At 49.5% G+C, this 24598-nt stretch carries 24 protein-coding genes; 10 read left to right on the top strand and 14 right to left on the bottom strand.

The features are described 5' to 3' along the window. Positions 1-18: 18 nt before the first annotated feature. From recR to BZJ17_RS11325, 5 genes are all read right to left on the bottom strand, one after another. Positions 19-627, bottom strand: a complete 609-nt coding sequence (gene recR, locus BZJ17_RS11345) for a recombination mediator RecR (RefSeq protein ID WP_069588676.1) — start codon at positions 625-627, stop codon at positions 19-21. 3 nt (positions 628-630) lie between these two features. Then, complete coding sequence (locus BZJ17_RS11340) at positions 631-960, bottom strand: YbaB/EbfC family nucleoid-associated protein (protein ID WP_069588674.1); 330 nt, start codon at positions 958-960, stop codon at positions 631-633. Between the two features lie 24 nt (positions 961-984). Beyond that, positions 985-3090, bottom strand: a complete 2106-nt coding sequence (gene dnaX, locus BZJ17_RS11335; protein ID WP_077640793.1) for a DNA polymerase III subunit gamma/tau — start codon at positions 3088-3090, stop codon at positions 985-987. A gap of 75 nt (positions 3091-3165) precedes the next feature. Further along, positions 3166-3711, bottom strand: a complete 546-nt coding sequence (gene apt / locus BZJ17_RS11330; RefSeq protein WP_077640792.1) for an adenine phosphoribosyltransferase — start codon at positions 3709-3711, stop codon at positions 3166-3168. A 37-nt stretch (positions 3712-3748) separates the two neighbouring features. After that, positions 3749-4165 carry a YbaN family protein gene (locus tag BZJ17_RS11325; protein WP_077640791.1) on the bottom strand — a complete coding sequence of 139 codons (417 nt, stop codon included), beginning with the start codon at positions 4163-4165 and terminating at the stop codon, positions 3749-3751. Positions 4166-4586: 421 nt separating this feature from the next. On the opposite strand from BZJ17_RS11325, the gene BZJ17_RS11320 reads away from it, so the two are divergent. Beyond that, a complete protein-coding gene (locus tag BZJ17_RS11320; protein ID WP_077678158.1) occupies positions 4587-4961 on the top strand; it encodes a hypothetical protein in 375 nt (124 codons plus the stop codon). Positions 4962-5075: 114 nt separating this feature from the next. Here BZJ17_RS11320 and BZJ17_RS11315 read toward each other — a convergent pair whose 3' ends face one another. Together BZJ17_RS11315 and BZJ17_RS11310 are read right to left on the bottom strand one after the other, a co-directional pair. Further along, the gene (locus tag BZJ17_RS11315; protein ID WP_077640789.1) at positions 5076-5723 is read right to left on the bottom strand and encodes a DUF2057 domain-containing protein; all 648 of its coding nucleotides are present in this window, start codon (positions 5721-5723) and stop codon (positions 5076-5078) included. Positions 5724-5826: 103 nt separating this feature from the next. Then, positions 5827-6783: a porin gene (locus BZJ17_RS11310; protein ID WP_077640788.1), complete on the bottom strand. Its 957-nt coding sequence runs from the start codon at positions 6781-6783 to the stop codon at positions 5827-5829. Between the two features lie 520 nt (positions 6784-7303). Between BZJ17_RS11310 and dinG the strand changes: the two genes are divergently transcribed. The 6 genes from dinG (at position 7304) to BZJ17_RS11280 (ending at position 13924) form a co-directional block, all read left to right on the top strand. Then, a complete protein-coding gene (gene dinG, locus BZJ17_RS11305; protein WP_077640787.1) occupies positions 7304-9376 on the top strand; it encodes an ATP-dependent DNA helicase DinG in 2073 nt (690 codons plus the stop codon). A 15-nt stretch (positions 9377-9391) separates the two neighbouring features. Beyond that, positions 9392-10165, top strand: a complete 774-nt coding sequence (locus tag BZJ17_RS11300; RefSeq protein ID WP_069588660.1) for a TSUP family transporter — start codon at positions 9392-9394, stop codon at positions 10163-10165. A gap of 12 nt (positions 10166-10177) precedes the next feature. After that, positions 10178-10732 (top strand): primosomal replication protein, encoded by a 555-nt coding sequence (locus BZJ17_RS11295; RefSeq protein WP_077640786.1) that lies wholly within the window; start codon positions 10178-10180, stop codon positions 10730-10732. 83 nt (positions 10733-10815) lie between these two features. Beyond that, on the top strand, positions 10816-11721 hold the full coding sequence (locus BZJ17_RS11290) for a histone deacetylase (RefSeq protein WP_077640785.1): 906 nt from the start codon (positions 10816-10818) through the stop codon (positions 11719-11721). Positions 11722-11730: 9 nt separating this feature from the next. Then, positions 11731-11916, top strand: a complete 186-nt coding sequence (locus tag BZJ17_RS11285) for a DUF2496 domain-containing protein (RefSeq protein WP_077640784.1) — start codon at positions 11731-11733, stop codon at positions 11914-11916. Positions 11917-12493: 577 nt separating this feature from the next. Next, positions 12494-13924, top strand: coding sequence for an alanine/glycine:cation symporter family protein (locus BZJ17_RS11280; protein ID WP_077640783.1), 1431 nt, complete (start codon positions 12494-12496; stop codon positions 13922-13924). Positions 13925-14004: 80 nt separating this feature from the next. On the opposite strand, the gene BZJ17_RS11275 is transcribed toward BZJ17_RS11280, so the two are convergent. From BZJ17_RS11275 to BZJ17_RS11250, 6 genes are all read right to left on the bottom strand, one after another. Continuing rightward, complete coding sequence (locus BZJ17_RS11275) at positions 14005-14208, bottom strand: hypothetical protein (RefSeq protein ID WP_069591341.1); 204 nt, start codon at positions 14206-14208, stop codon at positions 14005-14007. A 145-nt stretch (positions 14209-14353) separates the two neighbouring features. After that, the gene (locus BZJ17_RS11270; RefSeq protein WP_077640782.1) at positions 14354-15085 is read right to left on the bottom strand and encodes a 3'-5' exonuclease; all 732 of its coding nucleotides are present in this window, start codon (positions 15083-15085) and stop codon (positions 14354-14356) included. A 9-nt stretch (positions 15086-15094) separates the two neighbouring features. After that, positions 15095-16972 carry a DUF294 nucleotidyltransferase-like domain-containing protein gene (locus tag BZJ17_RS11265; RefSeq protein WP_077640781.1) on the bottom strand — a complete coding sequence of 626 codons (1878 nt, stop codon included), beginning with the start codon at positions 16970-16972 and terminating at the stop codon, positions 15095-15097. 155 nt (positions 16973-17127) lie between these two features. Further along, entirely contained in the window at positions 17128-18744 is a 1617-nt protein-coding gene (locus BZJ17_RS11260; RefSeq protein ID WP_198534157.1) for a BCCT family transporter, read from the bottom strand. 55 nt (positions 18745-18799) lie between these two features. Then, positions 18800-19006 carry a hypothetical protein gene (locus tag BZJ17_RS17295; protein ID WP_077640779.1) on the bottom strand — a complete coding sequence of 69 codons (207 nt, stop codon included), beginning with the start codon at positions 19004-19006 and terminating at the stop codon, positions 18800-18802. Between the two features lie 159 nt (positions 19007-19165). Then, positions 19166-20806: a BCCT family transporter gene (locus BZJ17_RS11250; protein ID WP_077640778.1), complete on the bottom strand. Its 1641-nt coding sequence runs from the start codon at positions 20804-20806 to the stop codon at positions 19166-19168. Between the two features lie 619 nt (positions 20807-21425). On the opposite strand from BZJ17_RS11250, the gene BZJ17_RS11245 reads away from it, so the two are divergent. Further along, complete coding sequence (locus BZJ17_RS11245) at positions 21426-22649, top strand: NupC/NupG family nucleoside CNT transporter (RefSeq protein WP_077640777.1); 1224 nt, start codon at positions 21426-21428, stop codon at positions 22647-22649. A 143-nt stretch (positions 22650-22792) separates the two neighbouring features. Next, the gene (yjjG, locus tag BZJ17_RS11240) at positions 22793-23476 is read left to right on the top strand and encodes a pyrimidine 5'-nucleotidase (protein ID WP_077640776.1); all 684 of its coding nucleotides are present in this window, start codon (positions 22793-22795) and stop codon (positions 23474-23476) included. A 67-nt stretch (positions 23477-23543) separates the two neighbouring features. Here the strand turns inward: yjjG and BZJ17_RS11235 are convergent, their stop codons facing one another. Continuing rightward, positions 23544-23849 carry a hypothetical protein gene (locus BZJ17_RS11235; protein ID WP_077456466.1) on the bottom strand — a complete coding sequence of 102 codons (306 nt, stop codon included), beginning with the start codon at positions 23847-23849 and terminating at the stop codon, positions 23544-23546. A 425-nt stretch (positions 23850-24274) separates the two neighbouring features. Here BZJ17_RS11235 and BZJ17_RS11230 point away from each other — a divergent pair. Next, positions 24275-24598 (top strand): fasciclin domain-containing protein (locus BZJ17_RS11230; RefSeq protein WP_241836793.1); only part of this gene is annotated, 324 nt, incomplete at its 3' end.

Below are 24598 nucleotides of genomic sequence, written 5' to 3'. Positions count from 1 at the left end.
GCGCGTCATGCTTCTCAGCTAGTTATAGCTTAAGCGCTGCCGGCCAATGATCGAGTGTGACAGTGTGGTACCGTCCACCAACTCAAGCTCTCCACCCATAGGCACACCGTGGGCAATACGACTGGCTTGCACATCGTGTTCTCGACACAGCTCGGCAATATATTGCGCCGTAGCTTCGCCTTCAACGGTTGGGTTGGTAGCGAGGATCAATTCTTCAATGGGCTCATGCGTGAGGCGTTTTTCCAACACGTCTAAGCCGATATCGGCAGGGCCAATACCATCTAATGGCGACAAATGCCCCATTAGCACAAAGTAACGCCCAGAATATTGCCCGGTGGCTTCAACCGCAGCGATATCCGCAGGGCTTTCAACCACACAAATTAACCCCGTTTGCTGACGTCGAGGATTGTCGCAAATCGCACAAACCTCTTCTTCAGTGAAAGTTCGACACTGGCTGCAGTGACCAATCTCTGTCATCGCTGCAGTCAGCGCTTGCGCCAACTCGATACCACCTTGACGATTGCGTTGAAGCAGATGATAGGCCATACGCTGCGCTGATTTGGGGCCGACCCCAGGTAAGCAGCGCAGCGCGTCCATCAGTTGTTCAAGTAACTGACTGGTACGCATGGATTAAAACGGCATTTTCATGCCTGGTGGTAACTGCATACCACCTGTCACTTCGGCCATTTTCTCTTTTTGCTGCTCTTCGGCACGACGTGCTGCGTCATTGAATGCGGCTGCAATCAGATCTTCCAGCATGTCTTTGTCGTCTTCCATTAGGCTGTCATCGATTTCAACTCGACGAACGCTATGGCTACCCGTCATGGTGACTTTTACCATGCCTGCGCCTGACTCACCGGTGACTTCCATATTGGCAATTTCTTCCTGAACTTTTTGCATGCGCTCTTGCATTTGCTGCGCCTGCTTCATCAGGTTACCCATTCCGCCTTTACCAAACATAATTCTCTCTCTTGGTTAGGTGTTCTAAATTGGTCGAATGCTGTCTTCATCCAGTTCCGCAGCAAAACGCTGAAGAATAAAACCGACATTCGGATCATTATGCAAGCTCTGTGTCGCCTGCGCTAATTTTTGTTGATAGAGATGTTCTCGCCACTCCAATGGCGTTCGCCCGCTATCGCCTAAATGGACTTCCAATGTTATGGGGGCATTTAGGGCCTGAGACAAGGCCTGTGCGAGCTGTTGTTGTGCTTTTTCTTTATTGAGGTGAGCCTGATCAGGACGTAAGGTCAACACTACCGTATTGCCCTCACGCACCATCGACGCATTCAGTGCCATTTGCTTCACCAAGCGCGGCACCGCCAAACTGTCTGCCAACGCACACCAGTGATCCTCCGCGTTCGCTTCTTGGACAAGCTTATCCCGCATCGCTGGTGTTTTTTCATGCTCTAGCGCCTTTTTAAGCGCATTTGGCGTTAAATGTGTGGCTGTTTCTTTCTCGGGCTGCGGTTGAGTCGGCGTCCATTGATAAGGCTCGTCAGACACTGGCGCCGTTTCAGCCGTTTTTTGATGAGACAATGCCGCCGGCGCTTGCTCAAAAGATGAGTCGGACACCGGCGACGCAGGCTGGGCATTCGCAGTAATACGATCCAGCACTGACAGCGCATCTTGCTTGGCCGATGTCCGTTCAGTCTTTTTTGGCGTGTTATCCGTCTGACTCGATTGACGTTTCATACGACTACGAAGTTGATTCCGCGCCTGAATCAAACTGGATGCCGCAGATTGAGGGGCAGCCTGTGCCTCCTCCGCCCTATCCGGCTGCGTCGACGCTGGCTGTTGCGCCTGTGGCTCAGGTTGTGATTGAGGTGGCGCCGATTGGGGAACTGGCGCAGTCTGCTCCCTTGGAGCCGATGTTGCTTGCTGCACCTGCGCTTTTAACGCCCCAATCGCCTGAGACGGATTGGTGTGCGGTTTCTGAGTCGCAGCCTTTTGCGTTTGAGGGGCTTGGGCCGGCACAGAAATCGCCTTGGGTTCATAGGGGACAGTTTTGACCGGCTGGAATGCCAACATCCGCAACAACACCATTTCCAGCCCCGCACGTCCATCGGGAGCATACGGTAAATCTTGACGACCCTGCAGCGCCATTTGATAGCACAATTGCACATCTTGGGGCGATAGTCGGGTCGCCAGTGCATGCAAGCGTGCTTTGTCCGGTGACGCCTCGCTATGCGTATTAGGTAACGCTTGCAGTAAAGCGATTTGATGCAGTTGCCCAGCCAGCTCTTTGAGTAAACCGTCCCATTCAACACCTATGTGAGCAATCTGCTCTAAGGCACTCATCAGCTCCACCGCATCATGGTTAACTAGCGCCTCAAGCAGCATCAATGCGTGATCGGTACTCAGTGTACCTAGCATGTCGCTAACCGATGCCGTAGTAATTTGGCCGTTGCCTAGCGCAATCGCTTGGTCGGTTAAGCTCAGAGCATCACGCATGCTGCCTTCAGCCGCGCGAGAAAGTAGCATCAACGCACGCGATTCAGCATCTACGCCCTCTTGCGCCAAGATGGTTTCTAACTGAGTTTGAATTTGGCTGGCATCGAAATGCTTTAAGTGAAATTGCAAACAGCGTGACAGGATAGTCACCGGCAGCTTTTGCGGATCCGTCGTGGCCAATAGGAATTTCACATACTCAGGCGGCTCTTCCAGCGTTTTGAGCAGTGCATTGAAACTATGACGAGACAACATGTGAACTTCGTCAATCAAATACACCTTATAGCGACCACGCGCGGGCTTGTACTGAACGTTATCCAGTAACTCACGGGTATCTTCAACCTTGGTGCGCGATGCCGCATCGATCTCTAATAAATCGACATAACGCCCTTCATCAATCTCTCGGCACGTTTGACACTGACCACAAGGTGATGAAGAGACGCCTTGCTCGCAATTCAGCCCCTTGGCAAAAATACGCGCGATAGTGGTTTTACCTACCCCTCGGGTACCGCTAAATAAGTAAGCATGATGCAAACGGTCGTGGTCAAGTGCGTTGGCAAGCGCAGTCAGTACATGTTGCTGCCCTGCCACGGTATCAAAGCTGTGTGGCCGCCATTTACGTGCGAGTACTTGATAACTCATGTTTCTCGGCTTCCTATTTGAATATCCAATGAGGCGGAGCGTAACGAGGGCGCACAGCGCCCCAGTATGGAGAGACTAGTGACCGTCAAATTGGCACAGGCTGAATACGTTAACACCCATTTGGGCAAGTTTATCCTCACCACCAATATCGGGTAGGCTGATGACAAAGCCCGCATACTTCACCTCGCCGCCCAGACGACGCACAAGTTTTACTGTCGCCTCAATGGTACCACCGGTCGCCAGTAAGTCATCAATGACAAGCACGTTATCACCGCTGCTAATCGCGTCACGATGAATTTCTAGCGTGTCTTCGCCATATTCAAGTTGGTAGCTTTCACTGATAACTTCACGGGGTAGCTTACCGGGTTTTCGTACCGGGACGAACGGCAATTTCATCGCCAGTGCCAGTGGAGCGCCAAATAAAAAACCGCGCGATTCGGTACCGATGATTTTGGTGAAACCCATGTCACGATACTGGTTCGCGAGTGTATCTATGGTTGCCTGATAGGCGATCGGATCTTCCATCAAGCTGGTTACGTCGCGAAAAAGGATCCCGGGCTTTGGATAATCAGGAATGGTTTTGATGCTTTGTTTAATGACATTCAAGCTGTCGTTGCTCATGGCCAATACTCGCCGGTAAAAAACGCAAACCGCAATGTTATGAATTTTCAGCCGAGGCGGCAACAGATTCTGTCTCAGGCAGACGGAGAAACCAGCATAACAGCACAATTAAGCAAATTAGCAGCATGACTTTTAGCCAAACAAAGCTGACGATATAAATAGAAAAAGTAAAGCTGGCCAGGATCATCACGGTGGCCCGTATTTTTACCTTACGGCTAATGGCGCGTTTTTGATACCAATCAGTCAAGATAGGCCCAAAGGTAGGATGTGCATGCAGCCAGTTAGCAATACGTGGCGAACCACGCATAAAGCAGCCACTCGCGAGCAGTAAAAAAGGCGTCGTCGGTAGCACCGGTAAAAAAATACCCGCTGTGCCTAAGCCGACCCATAGCCAGCCAAGGCTGTTCCAAAGCCAGCGCCAACGGGGGGAAGAAGATGGCAGTGAGTGTTGCATGCTGTGGTCTCGCAAAGTTCTGGCCTGACGGTGAAATGAAACACATTTACAAGTGTAGTGACCCTCACCCGGCCAGTACAGCACAATACCGCATTTAACCGCTGATCGTGACCTATTGAATATTTAACGACCAAATAAAATACCAATCCAAGTCAGGCTTGCTGGCAAGGTGGGAATGAGGAGTACCAGCAAAAATCCAATGAAATACTTCAGACTATACGGCTCTTTAAAATCATGTTCCATTTTGTAATCTCTACTCACAACAACTTAACAACAGTGAGGCGCTACTATAGCTCAGCTTTCAACCGCTAAAAACGGACCTTTTGTAAGGTTTTATCGCTATTCTTGATTTACATCAGGGTAACAAGTGGGGTCCATGATCCATGATAAACGTCATTTCAGCCAATCAAGCGAACTGACCATGGATACAAAAACCCTCGCACAGCTTCGGCGTGAGCTCGAAACCGAGCAAGCGGAGCTGATCGCAACCTTAACCACTCGATTACGAGAAGATTGGGAAAAGGAATGCGATAATCTCAATGTGACTGACTTAATTAAAGAAAGTCAAAGCCTGCCGGGCGCAATTCGTTGCCTAGGCGATCGTTTAGAGAAAGTGGACGCCTCTTTGTGTGCCATGGATTTGGAGATCTACGGCCTGTGTGCCGATTGTGAGAGCCAAATACCGCTCAGTGATTTGATGCAAGATGCGGCAGAGCAACGTTGTCCTCAATGTCGTACATCAAATTATTACCATCACGATCCCGCGCAGCGTCGTGTTGCGACGGACCCTCACTAAATCGGTGATGCTGTGTCGGTCTACTTTCGCTTGTAGCCTGTCTCTCGCTGTTTAAGCGACGAACGCCCAGCTTTGGCTGGGCGTTTTTTTGCGTTTGAGTCAAACGAAGCCACATTATTCTTGGTCGATAATCCAGCGGCGGAAAGACTTGCGTTCTTGATCGCTAGCTTTGGTATACCAAAGTTTAAGTTGTGAGAGCGCATCGCCCTTGATGGATGCTTTGCCTTCCTCATCCACCTCGACCAAAACATCATTGAGGTTTTTGCTTTCACCTTGGTCGAAAATAATGCCATTGGCACGGTTATAGTCAGCCACTAACGCTTCCATATCCGCGTAAGCAGCAAAGCCGTCACCTTTAAGCTCAGTCGCTTTCAAGGGCATCACATCGCCACTCTCAAACTCCGCTTGCCATTGTGGGCCTGAAGCAAAATAGCTCGACGCTTGGCTTTGTGCCGAAAGGCGGGTATCAATATCAATAGTGGCATCACGTCCATCGACATTAAAATCAAACACATAAGGGCGAGACGTAAAAACTACGTCTTTGCTACCGCGCTTGACTTCCCCTTCGTAGCGCATCACTAACTGGTGTGTGCCATCGCTCAGCTCAACACTTTGCTGAGGTGCCCAGCTGTCAAATTTTACTTCAGTGCCATCAATTACTAAAAACTCGACACCCCGTGCTGAGGTAATCGTTGCGGCCTGAGCGACACCTGATAACAGGGTAACACCCAGCGCTAGCCCAGCCCATTTCAACTGCTTCATTATTCTTTTCTCACTGATTCGCCAAAACCATGAATAAAAAAGCCGCCCGAAGGCGGCTTTTTAAAACGAGTACTACATACTGTAGCGGTATCGTTAAGCTCGATTAGAACTTAACTTCCATACCTGCAACGTAGCCCCAGTCTGCGTGGTCTGCATCGGTGTCACCCACTTCCGCGTAAACTTTTGCATTGCTGTGCAGCGCATAAGTTACGTTCGCGTAGTAGCCAGTCACGTCTTCAGCGCTATCGTTGTCTTGGTTGTCGATGCCGATAGCAAAAGTAGTTTTGCCATGAGTGTAATCAGCAGCTACTGAGAAGAAATCTGCTTCTTCTTTTACTGAACCAGTGTCAACGGTGTTAACACCGTAAGACGCTGCAAGACCTACATTCTCGATGCCTTTGTATTCTACTTCTAGGTTGTAGTTTTCTACGTCACCTGTGCTTGAGTATGCAAAATCATCACCGTTAACTGCCGCATCATCCGCGTAGTAGTAGTAAACGCGCATGTCTAGATCAGCAACACGGTAGCCTAGACGGCCGTCATAAATTTTGTACTCGTCAGTACCTTCCTTACCATCGCTGTTCTGCAGAGTAGAGAAGCCGGCGTAGAAAGAACCATTGTCATAAACATACTTGGCGACTTGATCACCCTCAGTACGCAAAGTACCGTTAGATACCACGCTCAGCTCGTAGTCTTTGGTGATGCCCATGTCATCGTTGATCAGCAGTTGACGACCGAAGGTGATAGTACCCCAGTTGTCGCCTTTAAAGCCAACGTACAGCTCATCGTTTGTGGTGCTGCCGTCTTCGAATTTAAATGCGAAGTGACCGATAGCTGCTAGGTCGTCAGAAACTGCAACTTCAGTGTTAACCGCGAAGTCACCGTCATCTAGACGCCATTTAGCATTTTGATCTGAACCGATTTCTTGCATGTACTGGACTTCTGCTGCACCAGACGCGTCTACTTTAACGCCGTCTGCGTCATACAGGTTGATGCTTGCAGATGCTGAGCCAGCAGCCAGCAGAGCTGGAACTGCCATTGCTAGAATAGTCTTTTTCATGGTTAATCCACTGCCTTTTCTATTTAGTCATTATGAGTTCCTTCGTGGAACTCTGTTATGTGGTGGCTGTCATAATGCTGTAAAGAACAAAATGCCAATCCACTGAAACTTCGTGGCTAATCGTGCAGAACATTCTGGGTTCTGTCAACTAACTCGAAACCGTGCAAATCATAACCCACAAAACATAAAAAACAAATAGTTAGCCAGCCCAACTGAATAGAGATCACATTTATTGTGAGTGCGCACATCAATTCCGCAAAAAGTTAGTCGCACAACAAATCAGCATAAATATCTAATAATTGATTAATCAAAGACAATTAATAGGATAAAAAACTATTCAATAGCTTAAAATAGGTGTGTTGCCAATTGGTTGATTGTTCAGCGAGATTGGATTGATTGGTTCAATATAAATTCGTGACTGGGATCTCATTAATGTAAAGAAATCTTGCAGTTCGGGATCGTTTTCACGTTTTTGAGTCGTGTTATACTACCCGCCACTCTTCCTTAGCCGGACTTATTGATGCTTAGCCCTGCCGTAAAATCAGACATCCGTGCGTGCTATCAAACCCTACAAGCGCAACTTCCCCATTTTGTCCCTAGAAAGGTACAAAACTATCTCGTGGCAGAGCTTGCAAAAACGCTAGCAGGCGATTATGACAACAAGCGCCGGCTATTTGTGGCGGAGGCGGGTACGGGTGTGGGCAAATCGATGGCTTATCTTATGGGGGCCATCCCCTTTGCACTAAATAACAATAAAAAAGTGGTGATTTCGACCGCGACAGTGGCTTTGCAAGAGCAGTTAGCCAATAAAGACATTCCATTTTTTCGTCGCATCTGCCCAAAACCGTTTGATTTTATTCTGGCAAAAGGGCGCCAACGATATTGCTGTGCGCACAAATTGAGTGCGGTGGCGGACACAGACAGCATCCAAGGCGCGCTGTTCACCCAAAAGCCCAAGCAAAACGAGCAACGGCTACTCAATGACATGTACTCGGCATTTAGCCACGGGAAATGGGATGGCGACCGCGATAGTTGGCCTAAGCCGATTGCCGATCACCTCTGGCAAGCCATTGCATCAGACAAACATACCTGCCACGCTGGGTTGCACGCTCATCGTCAGTGCCCCTTCGCCAAAGCACGCGACGCGATGGACAAAGCGGATATCGTGGTCGTCAATCACAGTCTGTTACTGGCCGATCTCGAGCTAGGTGGCGGGGTGATCTTGCCCGAACCCGAGCAATGTCTTTATATGATTGATGAAGCCCATCATTTACCCACAGTCGCTCGCGACTTTTCGGCCGCCAATGCCAGTTTACTCGGGGCGACTGGATGGCTGGAAAAGCTCAACCAAGCCACGGTTAAGCTCGGTAATACCGCGGATATGAAGCGCGCAAACCGCTTCGTGGATAGCTTATTAGACGCGATCCAAGTGCTGATCCCCACTTTACGCGACACTAACCAAATTATTAGTGGGTTACCCCTCAATGAGGATGGCTGCTACCGTTTCGTTGATGGCGAACTGCCTGATGCCTTGGTAGAACCCTGCCAGCAATTGAAGCAGGCGAGTAAAAAAGCCAACCAGAGCTTGGCGAAAATTCACGATTTGATCAACGAGCGACTGAAAGAAAATGACATTTCGGCCAAGCTCGCCGACCCTGCGCTTGCGGAAAGTGCCTTTTTCTTACAACGGCTCGAGAACCTAGAAAAAGTCTGGTCACTGATGGCACAACCCAACGCAAACAAAGGTGCACCTCTCGCGCGCTGGGTACAGCGTTGCCAAGAGCGCGAAGATGACCGCTGGGTCCACGTCTCGCCGTTAGAAGTCGGCTGGCGTCTTGATCAAATGCTGTGGTCGCGGGCGGCCGGTGTTGGGCTGTTCTCTGCCACATTGCGCGCACTCAATCGGTTTAGCTATTTTTGTCGCCAAGTCGGTCTAAGCGAAAGCGATGGCACGCGCTATTTGGCGTTACCCTCCCCCTTTGACTATGCCAACCAAGCAAGGCTGATAGTGCCTGCGATGCCCTGTGAGCCACAAGCAAAACAGTTTACCGATGTGCTTGGCGACAAAGTGCTTGAGTATTTGGAAGGCGAAACCGCATCACTGGTGCTATTCGCCTCCTATTGGCAAATGCATCAAGTGGCTAAAACCTTGGAGCCGCACTGTCGCCGTCATCAATGGCAACTGCTCTGCCAAGGCACCCTGTCACGTAGTGCACTGTTAGAACAACACAAAAAGGCGGTTGCCGCCGGGAAAATCAGTATTATTTTTGGGACTGGCAGTTTTTCTGAAGGGCTAGATTTACCCGGCAAACTACTGACAAACTTGATTATTACAAAAATTCCCTTTGCTGTGCCCACCTCACCGGTGGAAGAGGCCCACGCCGAATACATAGAGAAATGTGGCGGCAATCCGTTTCTGCAAATTTCGGTTCCCGAGGCAAGTAAAAAGCTAGTGCAATCGGTCGGACGCTTACTGCGCAAAGAGGAAGACTCTGGTAGAGTGGTGCTTCTTGACCGGCGTATTATCACCCGCAGATATGGCCAATCATTACTCGACTCGCTACCACCTTTTAAGCGCGTCGTCGAACAATAACTAGAAAGAATTCGCATGCTTGAACTGATTGACCTCTCTACCCTGATTATTTTAGGGCTTACGGCGTTTGTCGCCGGCTTTATTGATGCGGTAGCTGGCGGAGGTGGAATGCTCACTGTCCCCGCCTTGCTATCCTTGGGCTTGCCGCCACATATTGCCTTAGGGACCAATAAACTTGCCGCCACTTTTGCGTCAAGCACCGCGGCCTTTACCTATTACAAGAAGCGGCTTTTTTCGCCTCGGTTCTGGCAGCATGCCTTTTGGGGGACCTTAATCGGTGCCACGTTAGGTACTTTGTTGGTCGACGTATTGAGCACCGAGTGGCTTGAAAAGGCGATTCCTTTGGTGGTGCTGATCGCTGCGGTTTATACCGTATGGCACCCTCAGCCCAAGGTCGATAACCATAAATTGCCCACGCCCTGCCCGAAGCTCCCCATTAAGCAATGGGGGCAAGGCCTATCGCTGGGCTTTTATGATGGGGTGGCTGGACCTGGAACCGGCGCGTTCTGGACAGTCTCGACCATGTCGATGTATCGCATGAACATTTTGCTGTCATCGGGACTTGCCAAGGCAATGAATTTTACCAGTAATTTCACTTCCTTGGTTGCCTTTGCACTGCTGGGACATGTTAACTGGGCACTCGGGCTAACCATGGGTGTCTGCTTGATGTTAGGCGCTTTTATTGGGGCCCATTCTGCCATTCGCTTTGGTAGCCGATTTATCCGTCCGATTTTTGTCACGGCCGTGGTCGTGCTCGCGGGTAAGCTTGCATTAGACGCATGGTTTTAAGGCAATTTAATCATGAAAGCTCAGCTCGAAACAATGCATCAGTTACTCGACCAACTGGCCAAGCGTGCCGCTGAGGTCGATAGACGTCGCGGAGAAGCAAACGCGCCTTTGTTCTCCATTCAGCTTTTTCAGTGCCAAGGCAAGCTGCTTACCCCTTGTGTAAACGAAGCGCAAGGGCTGCTTAATGTGATGCGACGCGACGACGAGCAAGGGCTATTGACCGAAGCAAGAGCGACACACATTTGTGAAACCTTATTGGCACAAATCAGTGCGCTGCAACGTGAGCTGGCGACGCTTCCATTACGTAAACAAGAACAAGCGACCCGTGGACGTCGCCGCCAATCCATAGGTGAGCTTTACCAAGAGCTCGCCAAACACCAAGATTGGGAACGACGCTTGGAAGACAAACTCAGAGATGCGAATGCCAGCGTCGATGCTGCAAGCACACCGGCAGTCCGCCAAGACTACCAGAAGCAAGTTTTAGCCCTAGAGCAACGCTTAGCCCGTTGCCGCCAAGCTCGCGAGCGTATTGAAAGTACCATCAGCTATCGTGAGCGCAAGACCTAGGGGCACACGGGGTAAATCCAACATCATATTAAATCTGTTACGGCATTAGCCAATACGCGCAAATCAGCACAAAGGAGCTTAGGGTGTTACCTCTGATTTACCATCCTATTTATTCTGACTTCCCGCTCCCTGAAGGTCATAGGTATCCCCTTCAGAAGTACCGCCTCCTATACGAGCGTCTCAGCGCATGCAACTTGCCAGTCACGTTCGACCAACCGACAGCGGCAGACCGTCGGGTGATCGAACCCGTGCATGACCACGGCTATATCAGTCACTTAATCAAAGGCGAGCTACCGTTGGCCAAAATGCGTCGAATCGGCTTTCCATGGAGTGAGGCTTTAATCACGCGCAGTCTCACCTCGTTAGGCGGCACTACGTTGACCGTTGACCACGCGCTCGAGACCGGACTTGCCATTCATCTAACCGGTGGTTACCACCACGCTCACTACGATTTTGGCAGTGGTTTCTGCTTATTTAATGACTTAATGATTGCGGCACGCCACGCACTGTCTCAGCGTGGTGTAGATAGGGTGTTAATTGTTGATTGTGACGTACACCATGGCGATGGAACAGCCGCGTTAGCGGCAGATCACCCGGATATCATCACCTTTTCAGTTCATTGTGAGAAGAATTTCCCCTCCCGTAAGCCACCGTCGACAATCGATTTACCGCTACCTAAAGGAACCGGTGATGATGACTACCTCGGCGCATTTTTGCCCTTGCTCGATCTCGCCATCGCGCAGTATCGTCCTGACATGATCATTTATGACGCCGGAGTCGACATTCATCGGGACGATGCGCTCGGCTATCTCGACGTCTCAACAGACGGTATCTATCAACGCGATCTAGGCGTACTTTCGTGTTGCAAACACAACCAAATTCCCGTCGCGGCAGTCATTGGTGGCGGTTATCACGATAATCACGACAACCTCGTCCCACTCCATGAACAATTGATCCGTGCCGCGTTACGCGTGACCGAAAAACAATAAGGACTCCTCATGAACAAAGACGCATCCCACACTCCGAGCGGCCTTGAGAACGCTCCCGATGACGTTAAGCTCGCCGTCGACCTGATTTATTTGCTCGAAAGCCATCAAATTGATATCGATGTTGCACTGTCAGCGCTTGACATGGTTAAAGCAGACTTGCTCAATAAAAAAGGCAGCGCGTCAACACAAAGCTAGGCAGGCATGGCTTGCTCGCTTCATCCGTGTGGCGACATTTTCATCAAACCCACGTGTTTTTGATCACAATTTTACGCGCGCTGACATAGTCCGTCTTTAGTCGCTTTTAACGAAAATTTATGCAACACAGCGTTTTACTAAATCGCGTAAGTTCAAGTAATTAGCATGAAAAGCATTACATTTTATTTACAGTCAATATCACCAAAATCAACATATCGAGCAGGTTAATTTTTAATCAAACCGCCCTTCTCATAGTGTTTTGTCTCACAAATATCGGTATTATCCGGTGCGCTCCGCGTTGTGTACCTACTCATTCAATCAAGGTGCATAACTAACGTGAGAGCACTCTGGCAACAGTCGAGCATGGATTCAAAATGCTGTTGCACACCACGCTGGTTCCACGTTAGGCCACCAACCTAACCGCCCCTCAATATGGGGACCAGCTGTTCGCCTGCATGGACTGCAGTTAAGTCACATGGACAGTGGTTGTCGGCCTTGACGCTTGTCGTCACCTTTGCAAACACTCGACTTTTCAAGCTCAAGGCGTCTCCCAACAGACGAAAAACAGAGTTTTATGATGGAACTACTAGAAAACCTATTTGTGTCCATAGTCGATACAGGTAACAGCCTCCTTTGGGGAAGCGTACTGATTTACTTATTGATTGGTCTAGGTCTGTACTTCACCGTACGTTCTGGCTTTATTCAATTCCGTAACTTTGGCCACATGTTCAAACTCATGGCCAATAGCCGCGATGGCGCCTCAGGCGGCATCTCCTCTTTCCAAGCATTTAGCACCAGCTTGGCGGCACGCGTGGGTACCGGAAACATGGCCGGTGTCGCTGTGGCGATTTACTTAGGTGGCCCTGGCGCTATCTTCTGGATGTGGTTAACCGCATTGGTCGGTATGGCCACCAGCTTTGTCGAGTCCACCCTCGCACAAGCTTACAAAGTCAACCACAAAGACAACACTTATCGTGGTGGTCCGGCGTATTACATTGAAAAAGGTCTTGGCCAGCGTTGGCTCGGTATCGCCTTCGCCGTGTGTCTGATTATTGCATTCGGCTTGGCCTTTAACGGGGTACAATCCAACTCAATTGCCGCTGCAATGAATACGGCATTTGGGGTCAATGAACTCGCTGTCGGGATTGCAATTACACTGGTCACTGCACCGGTTATTTTTGGTGGTATGCGTTCAGTGGCACGTGTGGCGGAGCTTATCGTTCCGTTCATGGCACTTGCATATCTTGCCGTGGCACTGTTTGTCGTTGCGATGAATATCGAGCAACTTCCTGCCGTTATCTCGATGATCGTTAAGAGTGCGCTGGGCGTTGAACAAGCTGCCGGCGGCGCGATGGGTTATGCCATTGCTCAAGCAATGATGCAAGGTATCAAACGCGGCCTGTTCTCGAACGAAGCCGGTATGGGTTCCGCACCCAATGCCGCAGCAACAGCCACCACCAAGCCTAACCACCCTGCTGCACAAGGCTATGTACAAATGCTTGGTGTGTTTGTCGACACCATTGTGATCTGTACTGCAACCGCCTCGATTATCTTGATGTCTGGCATGCTCGACCCAGAGAGTGGTCTTACCGGCATTGCACTGACTCAAGAAGCGTTGGTGAGCCAAGTGGGTGACTGGGGTGCAGGCTTTATTGCCATTGCAATTTTGTTGTTCGCCTTTACGTCTATCATTGCGAACTACTCGTATGGTGAATCTAACATCGAGTATATCTTCAAGTGTCGTAAAGCCATCACTTTGTACCGTATCGCGGTTCTCTCTATGGTATTGGTGGGGTCAATTACTGACTTGCCGTTGATCTGGAGTTTTGCTGACTTATCGATGGGTATGATGGCGGTGATCAACTTAGTGGCGATTGCGCTACTATCTGGCATTGCGTTTGCGTTGATGAAAGATTATGAAGACCAACGCCGAGCGGGTAAGAAGCCAACGTTTGATCGCACTAAGTTCCCGAAACTGGACAAGCAAATCGATAAAGACGTGTGGTAACGACACCGATCTGTCGGTATCAACCTACAAAAACCACCGCTCAAGCGGTGGTTTTTTATCGTTAAAGTAAGCGCGGATCATCACCAAGTCAGCCAATAGGCAATTAACAGCGCAAACACAATGCACGCACCAGCATAAAAGCCCAACTCAATTTTACGTGCCGTCATGTCTTCCGCCTCTTCGGGCTTTAACGTGAGTCCCCAGTAAGCAAAGCCAATGCCTGATGACAACAACAACACCCCAAGGCCAAACACGAGCCCTTCTACTGCATGGATAAATGTCATGTGCTTTCCTCTGATTATCAGTCGCTGGTGTTGTAGCACATTATTATTGCACTGAAAACCAGTACACGACGTGCTATCGCCTGTAAACGAGTCTACGAACCATCCGTGTCTATGGTTCAATAACAAAGTGATAGCCGTCTAGACATTAGCTCCATACATCACTAATCGGTGTGTCAGGGGAAAAGTCGTGGGCCACTTGTGCTTGCAACAGCTCTGCCGTGGCAATGGCGTCGGTCAAGGCATGATGACTTTGATAAAAAGGCAACTGATACCGCGCGCGACTATCAGCTAACCGAATCGACGCTGGGGGACGACGCATAATACGGTCCATCAAGCTGCGCTTCCCGGTACGGTGTTTCCGCGCCTCAAGCTCCATGGTGTCGACCATCGGAAAAATAATCCCTTCCCCTAAACGCTGCTTAATGGCGCGGTCAAGGAACTCTCGCTCGATACGGCGGTAATGCACCACAACGATCGCACCGGCGAGCGCACTTAGCAGTGGTTCAATCACATGAGAAAAGTCTGGTGCATTCATAATGTCTGAATGGGTGATCCCATGAATAACAATCGAAGACTCTGCCAGCGGCCGATTGGGATTCACAATCCAGTGCTGCGCCTGTTGGCAGCGAATGCGACTAAGGCTAAAAGGCACCAGACCAATACTGACAATGGCATCCTTTTCACTGTCTAGACCCGTGGTTTCAAAGTCGAGTGCGACAAAGGGCACATCCTTAAGAGGCGTGTCTGGTGCTACCCAGCCTTGTTGATAAAACGCTTGTAGCGTTTCATGTTTCACCTGCTCACGTTTGGTATCCAGCATGGCTTGCCAGTCCACGTGTTGCGCCGGGGCTTTCTTTTTCAGATCCAAATGCAACATGCCCTCCCCTTATGACCGATTCGGCTGGTAGCGGAATTTCAAGAACTTCTGAGCGTTACTTAAAATCTGGAATGCATCTTTGAGGTTACGGCGCTCAAAATCGGATAAATTCTCCGGTTCCACATTGTTATCTGGCTCACGTCCCGCTTCGATATCCAGCGCTTGGTGACGAATACGCACCATGGAAATAAACTCCATCGCATCTCGAAGGTCAGGTCCTCGGCCTTTGGGCAAGATCCCAGATTCAATAATGTCATCTAAGCGCTCAAACGAGTTTTGTGAGCGTGAATCGATAGCCAATGCGTGCACACGAATAAGATCGGCTAATGGCGCTGTGCCACGGCGTTTGAGGTTAATAGAGTTATTGTGTCGCCCATCTTGCTCCATGACAAAGTCTTTGAAAAAGCCCAATGGCGGTGTGCGATTTAAGGCATTGCGTGCCATCGATGCTAAAAAGCGATTATTGCGACGTGCACGGCGACCAATGAAGGCCTTGAGTTGTTCAGCCCAGTTAGTTCGACCATAGACACCATCTAAATCAAAGAAAATATTGCTGTCGAGTAACGAGCGTGGGCTCGGGTTATCAATCCAATCGGCGAAGCATTGTTCCCACTCTTTCAGTGTTTTCCGCCACTCAGGGTTAGTCGCCATGATATTACCAGTACAATAGGTATACCCGCAGGCATCGAGCCCATCAGACACGCGCTTCGATAGTGCCTCAAAATACGCGTTATGCTCGTCGTGGTTAAAGCTATCGTCCAAGATAATGGCATTGTCTTGATCGGTCACAATCAGCTGCTCATCGCGTGCCATCGATCCCATCGCCAAAAAGCAATACGGGATAGGCGGCTCACCCAGTTCTTCTTCTGCCAACTCCAACAGGCGCTGCTTAAAACTGCGGCCAATCACAGACATCGCAGACCCTATCATGTGTGAGTTCGCGTCCTCATTGACCATGCGTACAAAGCAATCTTTGACTTGTTTCGCCAACACCACTAAATCGTCCACCGATTGTTGACGGAAAATACTGGCGACGAGGAACAAGCTGTTTTGCGATTCGTAACGTGCAATATCCGATAGTGCGACCACACCCAGTGGTTTGCCATGTTGTAATACCGGTACGTGGTGGAGGTTTGAGCGCAGCATGGTGAGCATGGCTTCAAAGATGTAGGCATTATGATCGAGGGTGATCAGCTGGGGCGACATGATTTCTTGTACCGGCGTTTCATAAGGCAAGCCTTCTGCTAACACGCGATTACGTAAGTCACGATCAGTAATGATCCCCAGCACGGGATTGAAGCCGGTTTCGGGATCGGGCTCATCGCCCATCACCAAAATTGAAGAGACCGCTTCTTGCGACATAACTTGCGCTGCATATTGTACCGAGTCGGTACTATCGATCATCACGGGGTCGCGAATAATCAGCTTCTTAACTTTGGACGTCGTCAGATCATTGGCTTCATTATGGCTCGATACCGCCTGACGTAATCGCGTCCGGTCTTCGACCTCGACAAAATCGGCAAAGTGTTCAAATTCATCAAACAAGCGGTTAAATGTCGCCTCAGGGATGAAATACACCAAGGTATCTTCGATCGCCTTGGCGGGCATACGCACCCGGTTGTTCATCAAAAGGCCCATCTGGCCGAAAATATCCCCCTCGGCGATACGGTTATACAAGGTGCCATTACGGCGATATAACTCGACAGCACCGCTACGGATCATGGCTAAATCATGAATCTCATCGCCGTAGGCAAAAATCGTCGTGCCCGCTCGGTGATAACTAATTTCGATGCTTTGCGCGACCTCAGCAACTACCTCTTCAGGAATCGATTCAAAAGGGGCGTATTGGGAAAGAAATGTCGCAATTTCAACTTGTTCAGCTTCCATGATGCTCACCTAGCGTTGCGAGAAAGTGCAAGGGTATACTATCAAACGTCCGCCATCAGACAGCGGCGAAGAAAAGCCCCTTGCGGGTCAAGAATGGTTGGCAATAAAAAAGGCAGCCCCGAAAGCCTGCCTCTTTCATCATAGCTAAATATCAGTTACTTGGCACGTGGCTCTGATGCTAATCCTTTAAACAAGGAAACCGTCGCAACTAATAGCACTACCGCAAATGGGAAGCCTGTTGAAACTGCCATCGCCTGCAAGGCGACCAAGCCACCACCAAGGATAAGCGCAACCGCGACCAAGCCTTCAAAGGATGCCCAGAAAACACGTTGTGACACTGGCACGTCCATCTTGCCGCCTGCCGAAATCGTATCAAGCACCAAAGAGCCGGAATCCGATGAAGTGACAAAGAACACAATCACCAAAATAATTCCGATAAACGAGGTGATCTCAGCCAGTGGTAATCCTTCTAGCATGGCAAACAAAGTCAACGAGAGCTCTGCATCAACCACTGCGGTATACCCATCGCTAACCAGTTGATCGATCGCCGTTCCACCAAATGATGTCATCCACAGAACACTGGCAGCCGAAGGGATCAATAACACACAGGTAATGAACTCTCTGACCGTACGACCACGTGACACGCGCGCGATGAACATCCCCACAAATGGGGACCAAGAGATCCACCAAGCCCAGTAGAAGGATGTCCAACCTTGAGTAAAGTTGGCGTCATCTCGCCCAAACGGCATCGCTAATCCAGGCAGATGCTCTAAATAAGCGCCTAGGTTTGCAAAAAAGCCGGTGAGAATGACAAGTGTAGGGCCGACCGCAATAACGAACAGCAGGAGTAAGAAAGCAAGAATTAGGTTCAACTCAGATAAACGCTTCACTCCTTTGTCGACCCCAGCGACAACCGAGAAGATTGCCATCGCGGTGATCACAACCACTAAAATAACCTCTGTGGTCTCTCCCAACGGCGTATCAAACAAATAATGGAGTCCTCCCGATGCTTGAGACGCACCAATGCCTAACGAGGTCGCAAGACCGAATAAGGTGGCGACAATGGCCAATACATCAATCAAATGCCCCGTCCAACCCCAAATTCGTTCACCGAATAACGGGTAAAACACGGATCGAATTGTCAAAGGTAAACCTTTGTTATAGGCAAATAGCGCAAGGCCAAGTGCAAGCACAGCGTAAATGGCCCAAGGGTGTAAGCCCCAATGGAAAATCGTTGCCGCCATTCCCAAACGACGAGCCGCTTCCGTATCGCCCATAGCGCCACTTAATGGCGCCCAGTCTGTGCGCACGCCATTGGCACCTGTCACCGTACCATCAAGTGCTGATTGAAAGTGAGTGAGCGGCTCAGAGACGCCATAGAACATTAAACCAATGCCCATGCCCGCGGCAAAAAGCATCGCGAACCACCCTCCATAACCAAAGTCGGGCTTGGCTTCGGTACCGCCAAGACGCACTTTCCCCAACGGGGAGGCGATCAATACCAAACAGGCAATAACGAAGACATTGCCCGCAGAAAGGAAAAACCAGTCGAGATTTGCGGTCAACCATGCGCGTAAATCTCCAAATACCGGTCCCATCTCGTTTTGAAAGGCCAACGTTACAAAAACAAAGGCCATAATAGCGAGCCCTGAGACCATAAATACACGGTTGTGAATATCAAAACCAAATGGGCCTACTTGAAGGGCAACATTATCTTGACCAACCTGATAGTCAGTATCGATCGGATTCACCTGACCATCGGGCGTCATCATATCTTCATGGCTTTTATCGCTCACGCGTAACTCCTTAGTCCGCCAATTCGGAAACTTATGCGTGCTGCCGACGACTGCCTAACATTGCTTGGTATTTAAGCGTGATATAAATACCAAAAAGGGTAGCAATGACAACACTATCAGCAAGAATATCATAGAGAGCGCGCGCTTTGATTAAGCCTCTAACCGCTTGATTGTTTTGCAACCAGCCCACTACCAACAAATGGCACAGAAATACTCGTGCGGTAAGGGGAACAATCATTTGGGCGCATGATGTAGGAACGATAACGTCGATGAGGCAGTGAGAAGAAAAAGTGCCGGGTTAACAGTAATATGGATTATACGCTTAGTAATAAAAAAGGCAGTCCCGAGGGACTGCCTTTTATGTCATGACGCGCTGTCAGTGACTTATTACGTACAGTTACTTAGCACGCGGCTCTGATGCTAACCCTTTGAACAAGGAAGCAGTCGCTACCAGTAGTACAATCGTGAACGGGAAGCCAGTTGAAACCGCCATCGCTTGTAGGGCAACCAAGCCACCACCAAGGATAAGCGCCACCGCAACTAGGCCCTCGAAAGACGCCCAGAAAACACGTTGTGGCACTGGCACGTTCACTTTACCGCCTGCAGAGATGGTATCGATAACCAGTGAGCCTGAGTCAGACGAGGTCACAAAGAACACGATAACCAGAATGATACCGATGAATGAAGTAATCGATGCCAACGGCAAATCATCCAACATCGCAAACAGTTTAAGTGACAGTTCAGCATCAACAACTGCGGTGTAACCTTCGTTCACAAATTGACCAATCGCGGTACCACCGAATGCGGTCATCCACAACACACAAGCTGCAGATGGGATCAGCAATACACAAGTGATGAACTCACGCACTGTGCGGCCACGAGAAACACGCGCAATAAACATACCTACAAATGGGGACCATGAAATCCACCATGCCCAGTAGAACGAGGTCCAGCCCTGCGTAAAGTTGGCATCTTCACGTGCAAACGGCATAGACAGCGCAGGCAAGTTTTCTAGGTACGCGGCGAGGTTACCAAAGAAACCAGTCAAAATGGCTAGCGTTGGACCCACTGCAATCACAAAGATAAGCAGTAGCAGTGCGAGCAACATGTTCACTTCAGAGAGGCGTTTCACCCCTTTATCTACCCCAGCAACCACAGACAGGATGGCCATACCGGTGATACCCATGACAAGCAGCACCTCTGTGGTGTTACCCAGTGGCGTATCAAACAGATAGTGAAGACCAGCAGACGCCTGTGAGGCACCAAGGCCTAGTGAGGTTGCAAGACCGAAGAGCGTTGCGATGATCGCAAGAATATCGATCACGTGGCCGGTCCAGCCCCATACACGCTCACCAAAAAGTGGGTAAAAGACAGAACGCATGGTCAAAGGCAAGCCTTTGTTATAAGCAAACAAGGCCAGACCTAGCGCCAAGACAGCGTAGATAGCCCAAGGGTGAAGGCCCCAGTGGAAAATCGTTGCCGACATGCCTAGGCGTCGAGCCGCTTCAGCGTCCCCTGCTGCTGCGCCCAACGGTGCCCAGTCGGTACGAATACCGTTTGCATCAACAGCGGTACCGCCCAATGACGTTTGGAAGTGTGTTAACGGCTCTGAAACACCGTAGAACATCAAACCAATACCCATACCGGCGGCAAACAACATTGCAAACCAACCCGCATAGCTATAATCCGGTTTTGCTTCTGTCCCGCCGAGACGAACGCGCCCCAAAGGTGACGCTATCAGCACTAGACAGGCGATAACAAAAATATTACCTGCAGAAAGGAAGAACCAGTCTAGATTCGAGGTCAACCAACCCCGTAAATCACCAAAAACAGGGCCGATTTGGTTTTGAAAGGCCAAAGTAATAAATACAAAGGCCATAATGGCCAGTCCCGAGACCATAAATACTCGGTTATGAATATCAAAACCAAACGGGCCAAGTTTAACGGCCACGTTATCCTGACCGACCTGGTAGTCAGTATCGATCGGGTTAACTTTCCCGTCCGGTTTCATCATATCTTCATGGCTTTTATCGCTCACGAGTTAACTCCTTAGTCCGTTTGTTCGGAAGCCTGTGAGTGTCGGTGGCCTGTGCGCTCAATTGGCCTTTTCATCGCAAAACGCAGATAAAAAAGTTGACCAGCAGCAAGAACCGCAACATCCACACAGCTCACTACCCTAACATAAATGCGCAACCAATTTAATTAGGGCACTAACCAAATGTCGATTTTATAACCAGCTATTAATCAATATATCCACTCAAACCCCAGGCCAAATGCGGCCTAGAACTCATTTGAACTCTTTATTTCAGAGCTATAAAGGATTGTGTCATAGACTCTCCTCTTTTAGGTTTAGCGGAAATACGCCGTATCATAAAAAGAATTCGTTGATTGCGCTCACAAAAAATACCTATGTTCACCAGCAAAACTTTTGATGGATCACAAGGACATCGTGAATAGCGCGCTTCTTTTCAAGTACCTATCGTAAGACCGCCTTTAACTCGCATGACTCGCCTACGAGCACATAACCTCCAGGCCACATAAATGCAAAATAGTGCAACAAGATGATTTATTCGTGACACTTGTCACATCGAGAAATATAAGTACAATACCGCCGCAATCGTTTTCCATCCCAGTTTAACGTTTGCGGAGCAAGCATCATGCAATTTGGCATCGGCCTTTTGGGGATTAGCGTCCTCTTTCTTATCGCGATTGGATTTTCAGAAAATCGTCGTGCAATCAACTGGCGTACCGTCGGTGGCGCTTTCATTATTCAAATCGTCTTTGCCGGGTTTATCATCTCCGTCCCGCTTGGTCAGCGTATTCTGGCTAACGCATCAGAAGCCGTATCCGCAATTATTAGCTTTGGCGATATTGGTGCTGAGTTTCTGTTTGGTGATCTCGCTAAATTTAAACTTGGCTTTATCTTTGCTTTCAACGTTTTACCAACTATCGTCTTTTTCTCCGCTCTGATCGCCGTGCTTTATCACTTAGGGATCATGGCTTGGATTATTCGCCTGATCGGTGGCGTACTACGACGCGTACTCGGCACTTCGCGCACTGAATCGATGTCAGCCACTGCCAATATCTTTGTCGGATCGGTAGAAGCCCCTCTTGTCGTGCGCCCTTTTCTCGCCTCAATGACGCGCTCAGAATTATTTGCAGTCATGGTCGGTGGATTAGCCTCCGTGGCTGGAGGCACCATGGTTGGATACGCAGGCCTCGGTGTTGAAATGAAATACCTGATCGCTGCCGCTTTTATGTCCGCACCAGCCGGTCTAATGATGGCAAAAATTATGGTCCCGCAGACCGAAGCGCCTATCAGCCATACCCAAGCGCAAGCCGAGCAAGATAACCACGATAAGCCTGTCAACTTGATCGATGCAGGCACACAAGGTGCTCTAAGTGGATTACAAATTGCGATGGCAGTCGGGGCTAGCTTGCTGGCCGTGATCAGCATGATTGCGCTGATTAACGGCGGGTTGGGCAAACTTGGCCCGATGATCAATATGCCTCAGTTAAGTCTGGAATGGATATTCGGCTATGTGTTTGCACCAGTCGCTTGGCTCATCGGCATTCCTTGGGGCGAAGCGATGACTGCGGGTACCTTGATTGGTAAGAAAATTGCGGTGAATGAATTTGTGGCGTTTGCTGATTTTATGAACCTAAAAGGTGCACTTTCTCCCCATAGCCAAGCCATTGTTACCTTTGCACTGTGCGGCTTTGCCAACCTCACTTCGATCGCGATGTTGATGGGCGGACTGGGCGGTATTGTTCCAGAGCGCCGAGGTGATATCGCCAAATTAGGAATGCGTGCCATTCTTGCCGCCACCTTAGCGAATCTGATGAGCGCAACATTAGCAGGGCTGTATCTGACTTTGTAACCTCAATCACGCTAGATCGTTTTACCATCATTCTGATGGTTCAGTGTTTCTCACCAAGGACGGTGAGTGCACAAAAAAGCCTCGAAGAGAACGGACTTCATCTGTTACACTTCATTTACTTAACGTAAAGAGATGTAGTCACCATGCGGTATCCTTGGGTTCTTTTTGATGCAGATGAAACACTGTTTCACTTTGATGCGTTTGCAGGACTGCAACGCATGTTTTCACACTATGATGTCGATTTCGACCAGCACGCCTTTGCCGAATATTCAGAGCTAAACAAACCTTTGTGGGTGCAATACCAAAATGGCGAAATAGACGCACACACGCTGCAAACCAAACGCTTTACCCACTGGGGAAAGCGGCTCAAGGTGGCTCCGACAACGCTAAACCAGCATTTTTTGGATGCGATGGCCGAGATCTGTGAGCCACTCCCAGGCGCAGAAGCACTGCTAAACGCGATTCGTCCACACGCACACATTGGTATTATCACCAATGGATTTACCGCGTTACAGGATGTGCGCTTGGAAAAAACAGGGTTCAAGCCAGCCATTTCTACTCTCGTGGTATCCGAGCAAGTCGGTTTTGCCAAACCTGACCCTCGCATCTTCGAGCATGCATTTGCAAAAATGGGCCATCCACCTAAGTCTCAAATCCTCATGGTCGGCGATAATCCAATGGCCGATGTCCTCGGTGGCATGCGCGCAGGCATAGACACATGCTGGTTGAATCGCAACAAAAAGCCCCTACCAGAAGGCGTGACGCCCACCCACCAAGTGGACTCACTGCATGCACTCCAAGCGTGGCTCATGCCTGACAACGCCTAATCATAAAAAAAGAGAGCCTATGCTCTCTTTTTTGCTTTCCAACGATGTCTTTGCCTAGTGGGGCAAATTAGCTGCGGTCACCGGCAACAAAAGCGGCTTTTTCTGCTTGTTGGCCTTGGTCGGTATTTGCAACATAAGTCACTGAACCACTGTTTTGATCTTGGCTGTAAATGAATACACGACCTGATTCGTCAGTCACTTTGGTGTCCATGCTTTTTGAGCTGGTCACTTTCGCGCCTTTAACGGCTTGACCTTGTTCAGTCACTGATACCCAAGCACCGCCTTCTGCAGGTTGTACGTCAAGGTTAAGACCGCTCGCCATTACTGAGGTTGATGCGAGTGTCAGTGCAAAAATAGCTGCTAATTTTTTCATGGTTGTTTCCTCTCTCGTTGTCGATTGATTGTTATTAAACGCCAATCTCGGTGACCAATTGTCACCACAATGTCTCTATTTGAAGATTTTCTTTGCGACCTTTCGTCGCGGAACGAGAGAGAATGTACGCCGATAAAAGTGTGCTCACAATCACAGTTATGCGAATGACTTGTTCGAAAAATTGCACGTGATTTCACGATCAATCAGGCGTAAAAGATCATAGATGTGTGCCTCTCCTTGCCTACCAAAAGTGATCTTCTTTGCCGTTTCACTCGTTTTGCCAAGAGCCACGACATTCCTGAGCAGTCACTCACTATCATTGCTGATGATGGTTTGGTGAGGAATGACCAATCGATGAAAAGGAGAGCAACATGCTAAAACGTACCTTAACGAAATTTGCGGTGACTGCCGCCTTGATCCTAGGAATGGGAAGCGCGATGGCTGCGCACCACAAAGGCGGCCACGATATTGTGGACACAGCTGCAAAAAATGATGACTTTTCTACCCTTGTCGCCGCCGTCAAAGCTGCAGGGTTAGTGGATACCCTCAAAGGAGAAGGGCCATTTACCGTCTTTGCACCCACCAACGCAGCATTCGCTAAACTGCCAGAAGGGACGGTGGACATGCTGCTCAAGCCCGAAAACAAGGATAAGCTGGTCGATATCCTCACCTATCATGTCGTACCGGGTAAGGTAACCGCAGAACAAGTGATGGGTATGTCGTCCGCCACGACGGTACAAGGCAGTGAC

This window comes from Salinivibrio sp. IB574 (assembly GCF_001996205.1).
Classification (GTDB): domain Bacteria; phylum Pseudomonadota; class Gammaproteobacteria; order Enterobacterales; family Vibrionaceae; genus Salinivibrio; species Salinivibrio proteolyticus.
This window is presented reverse-complemented; position numbering and strand designations above follow the sequence as displayed.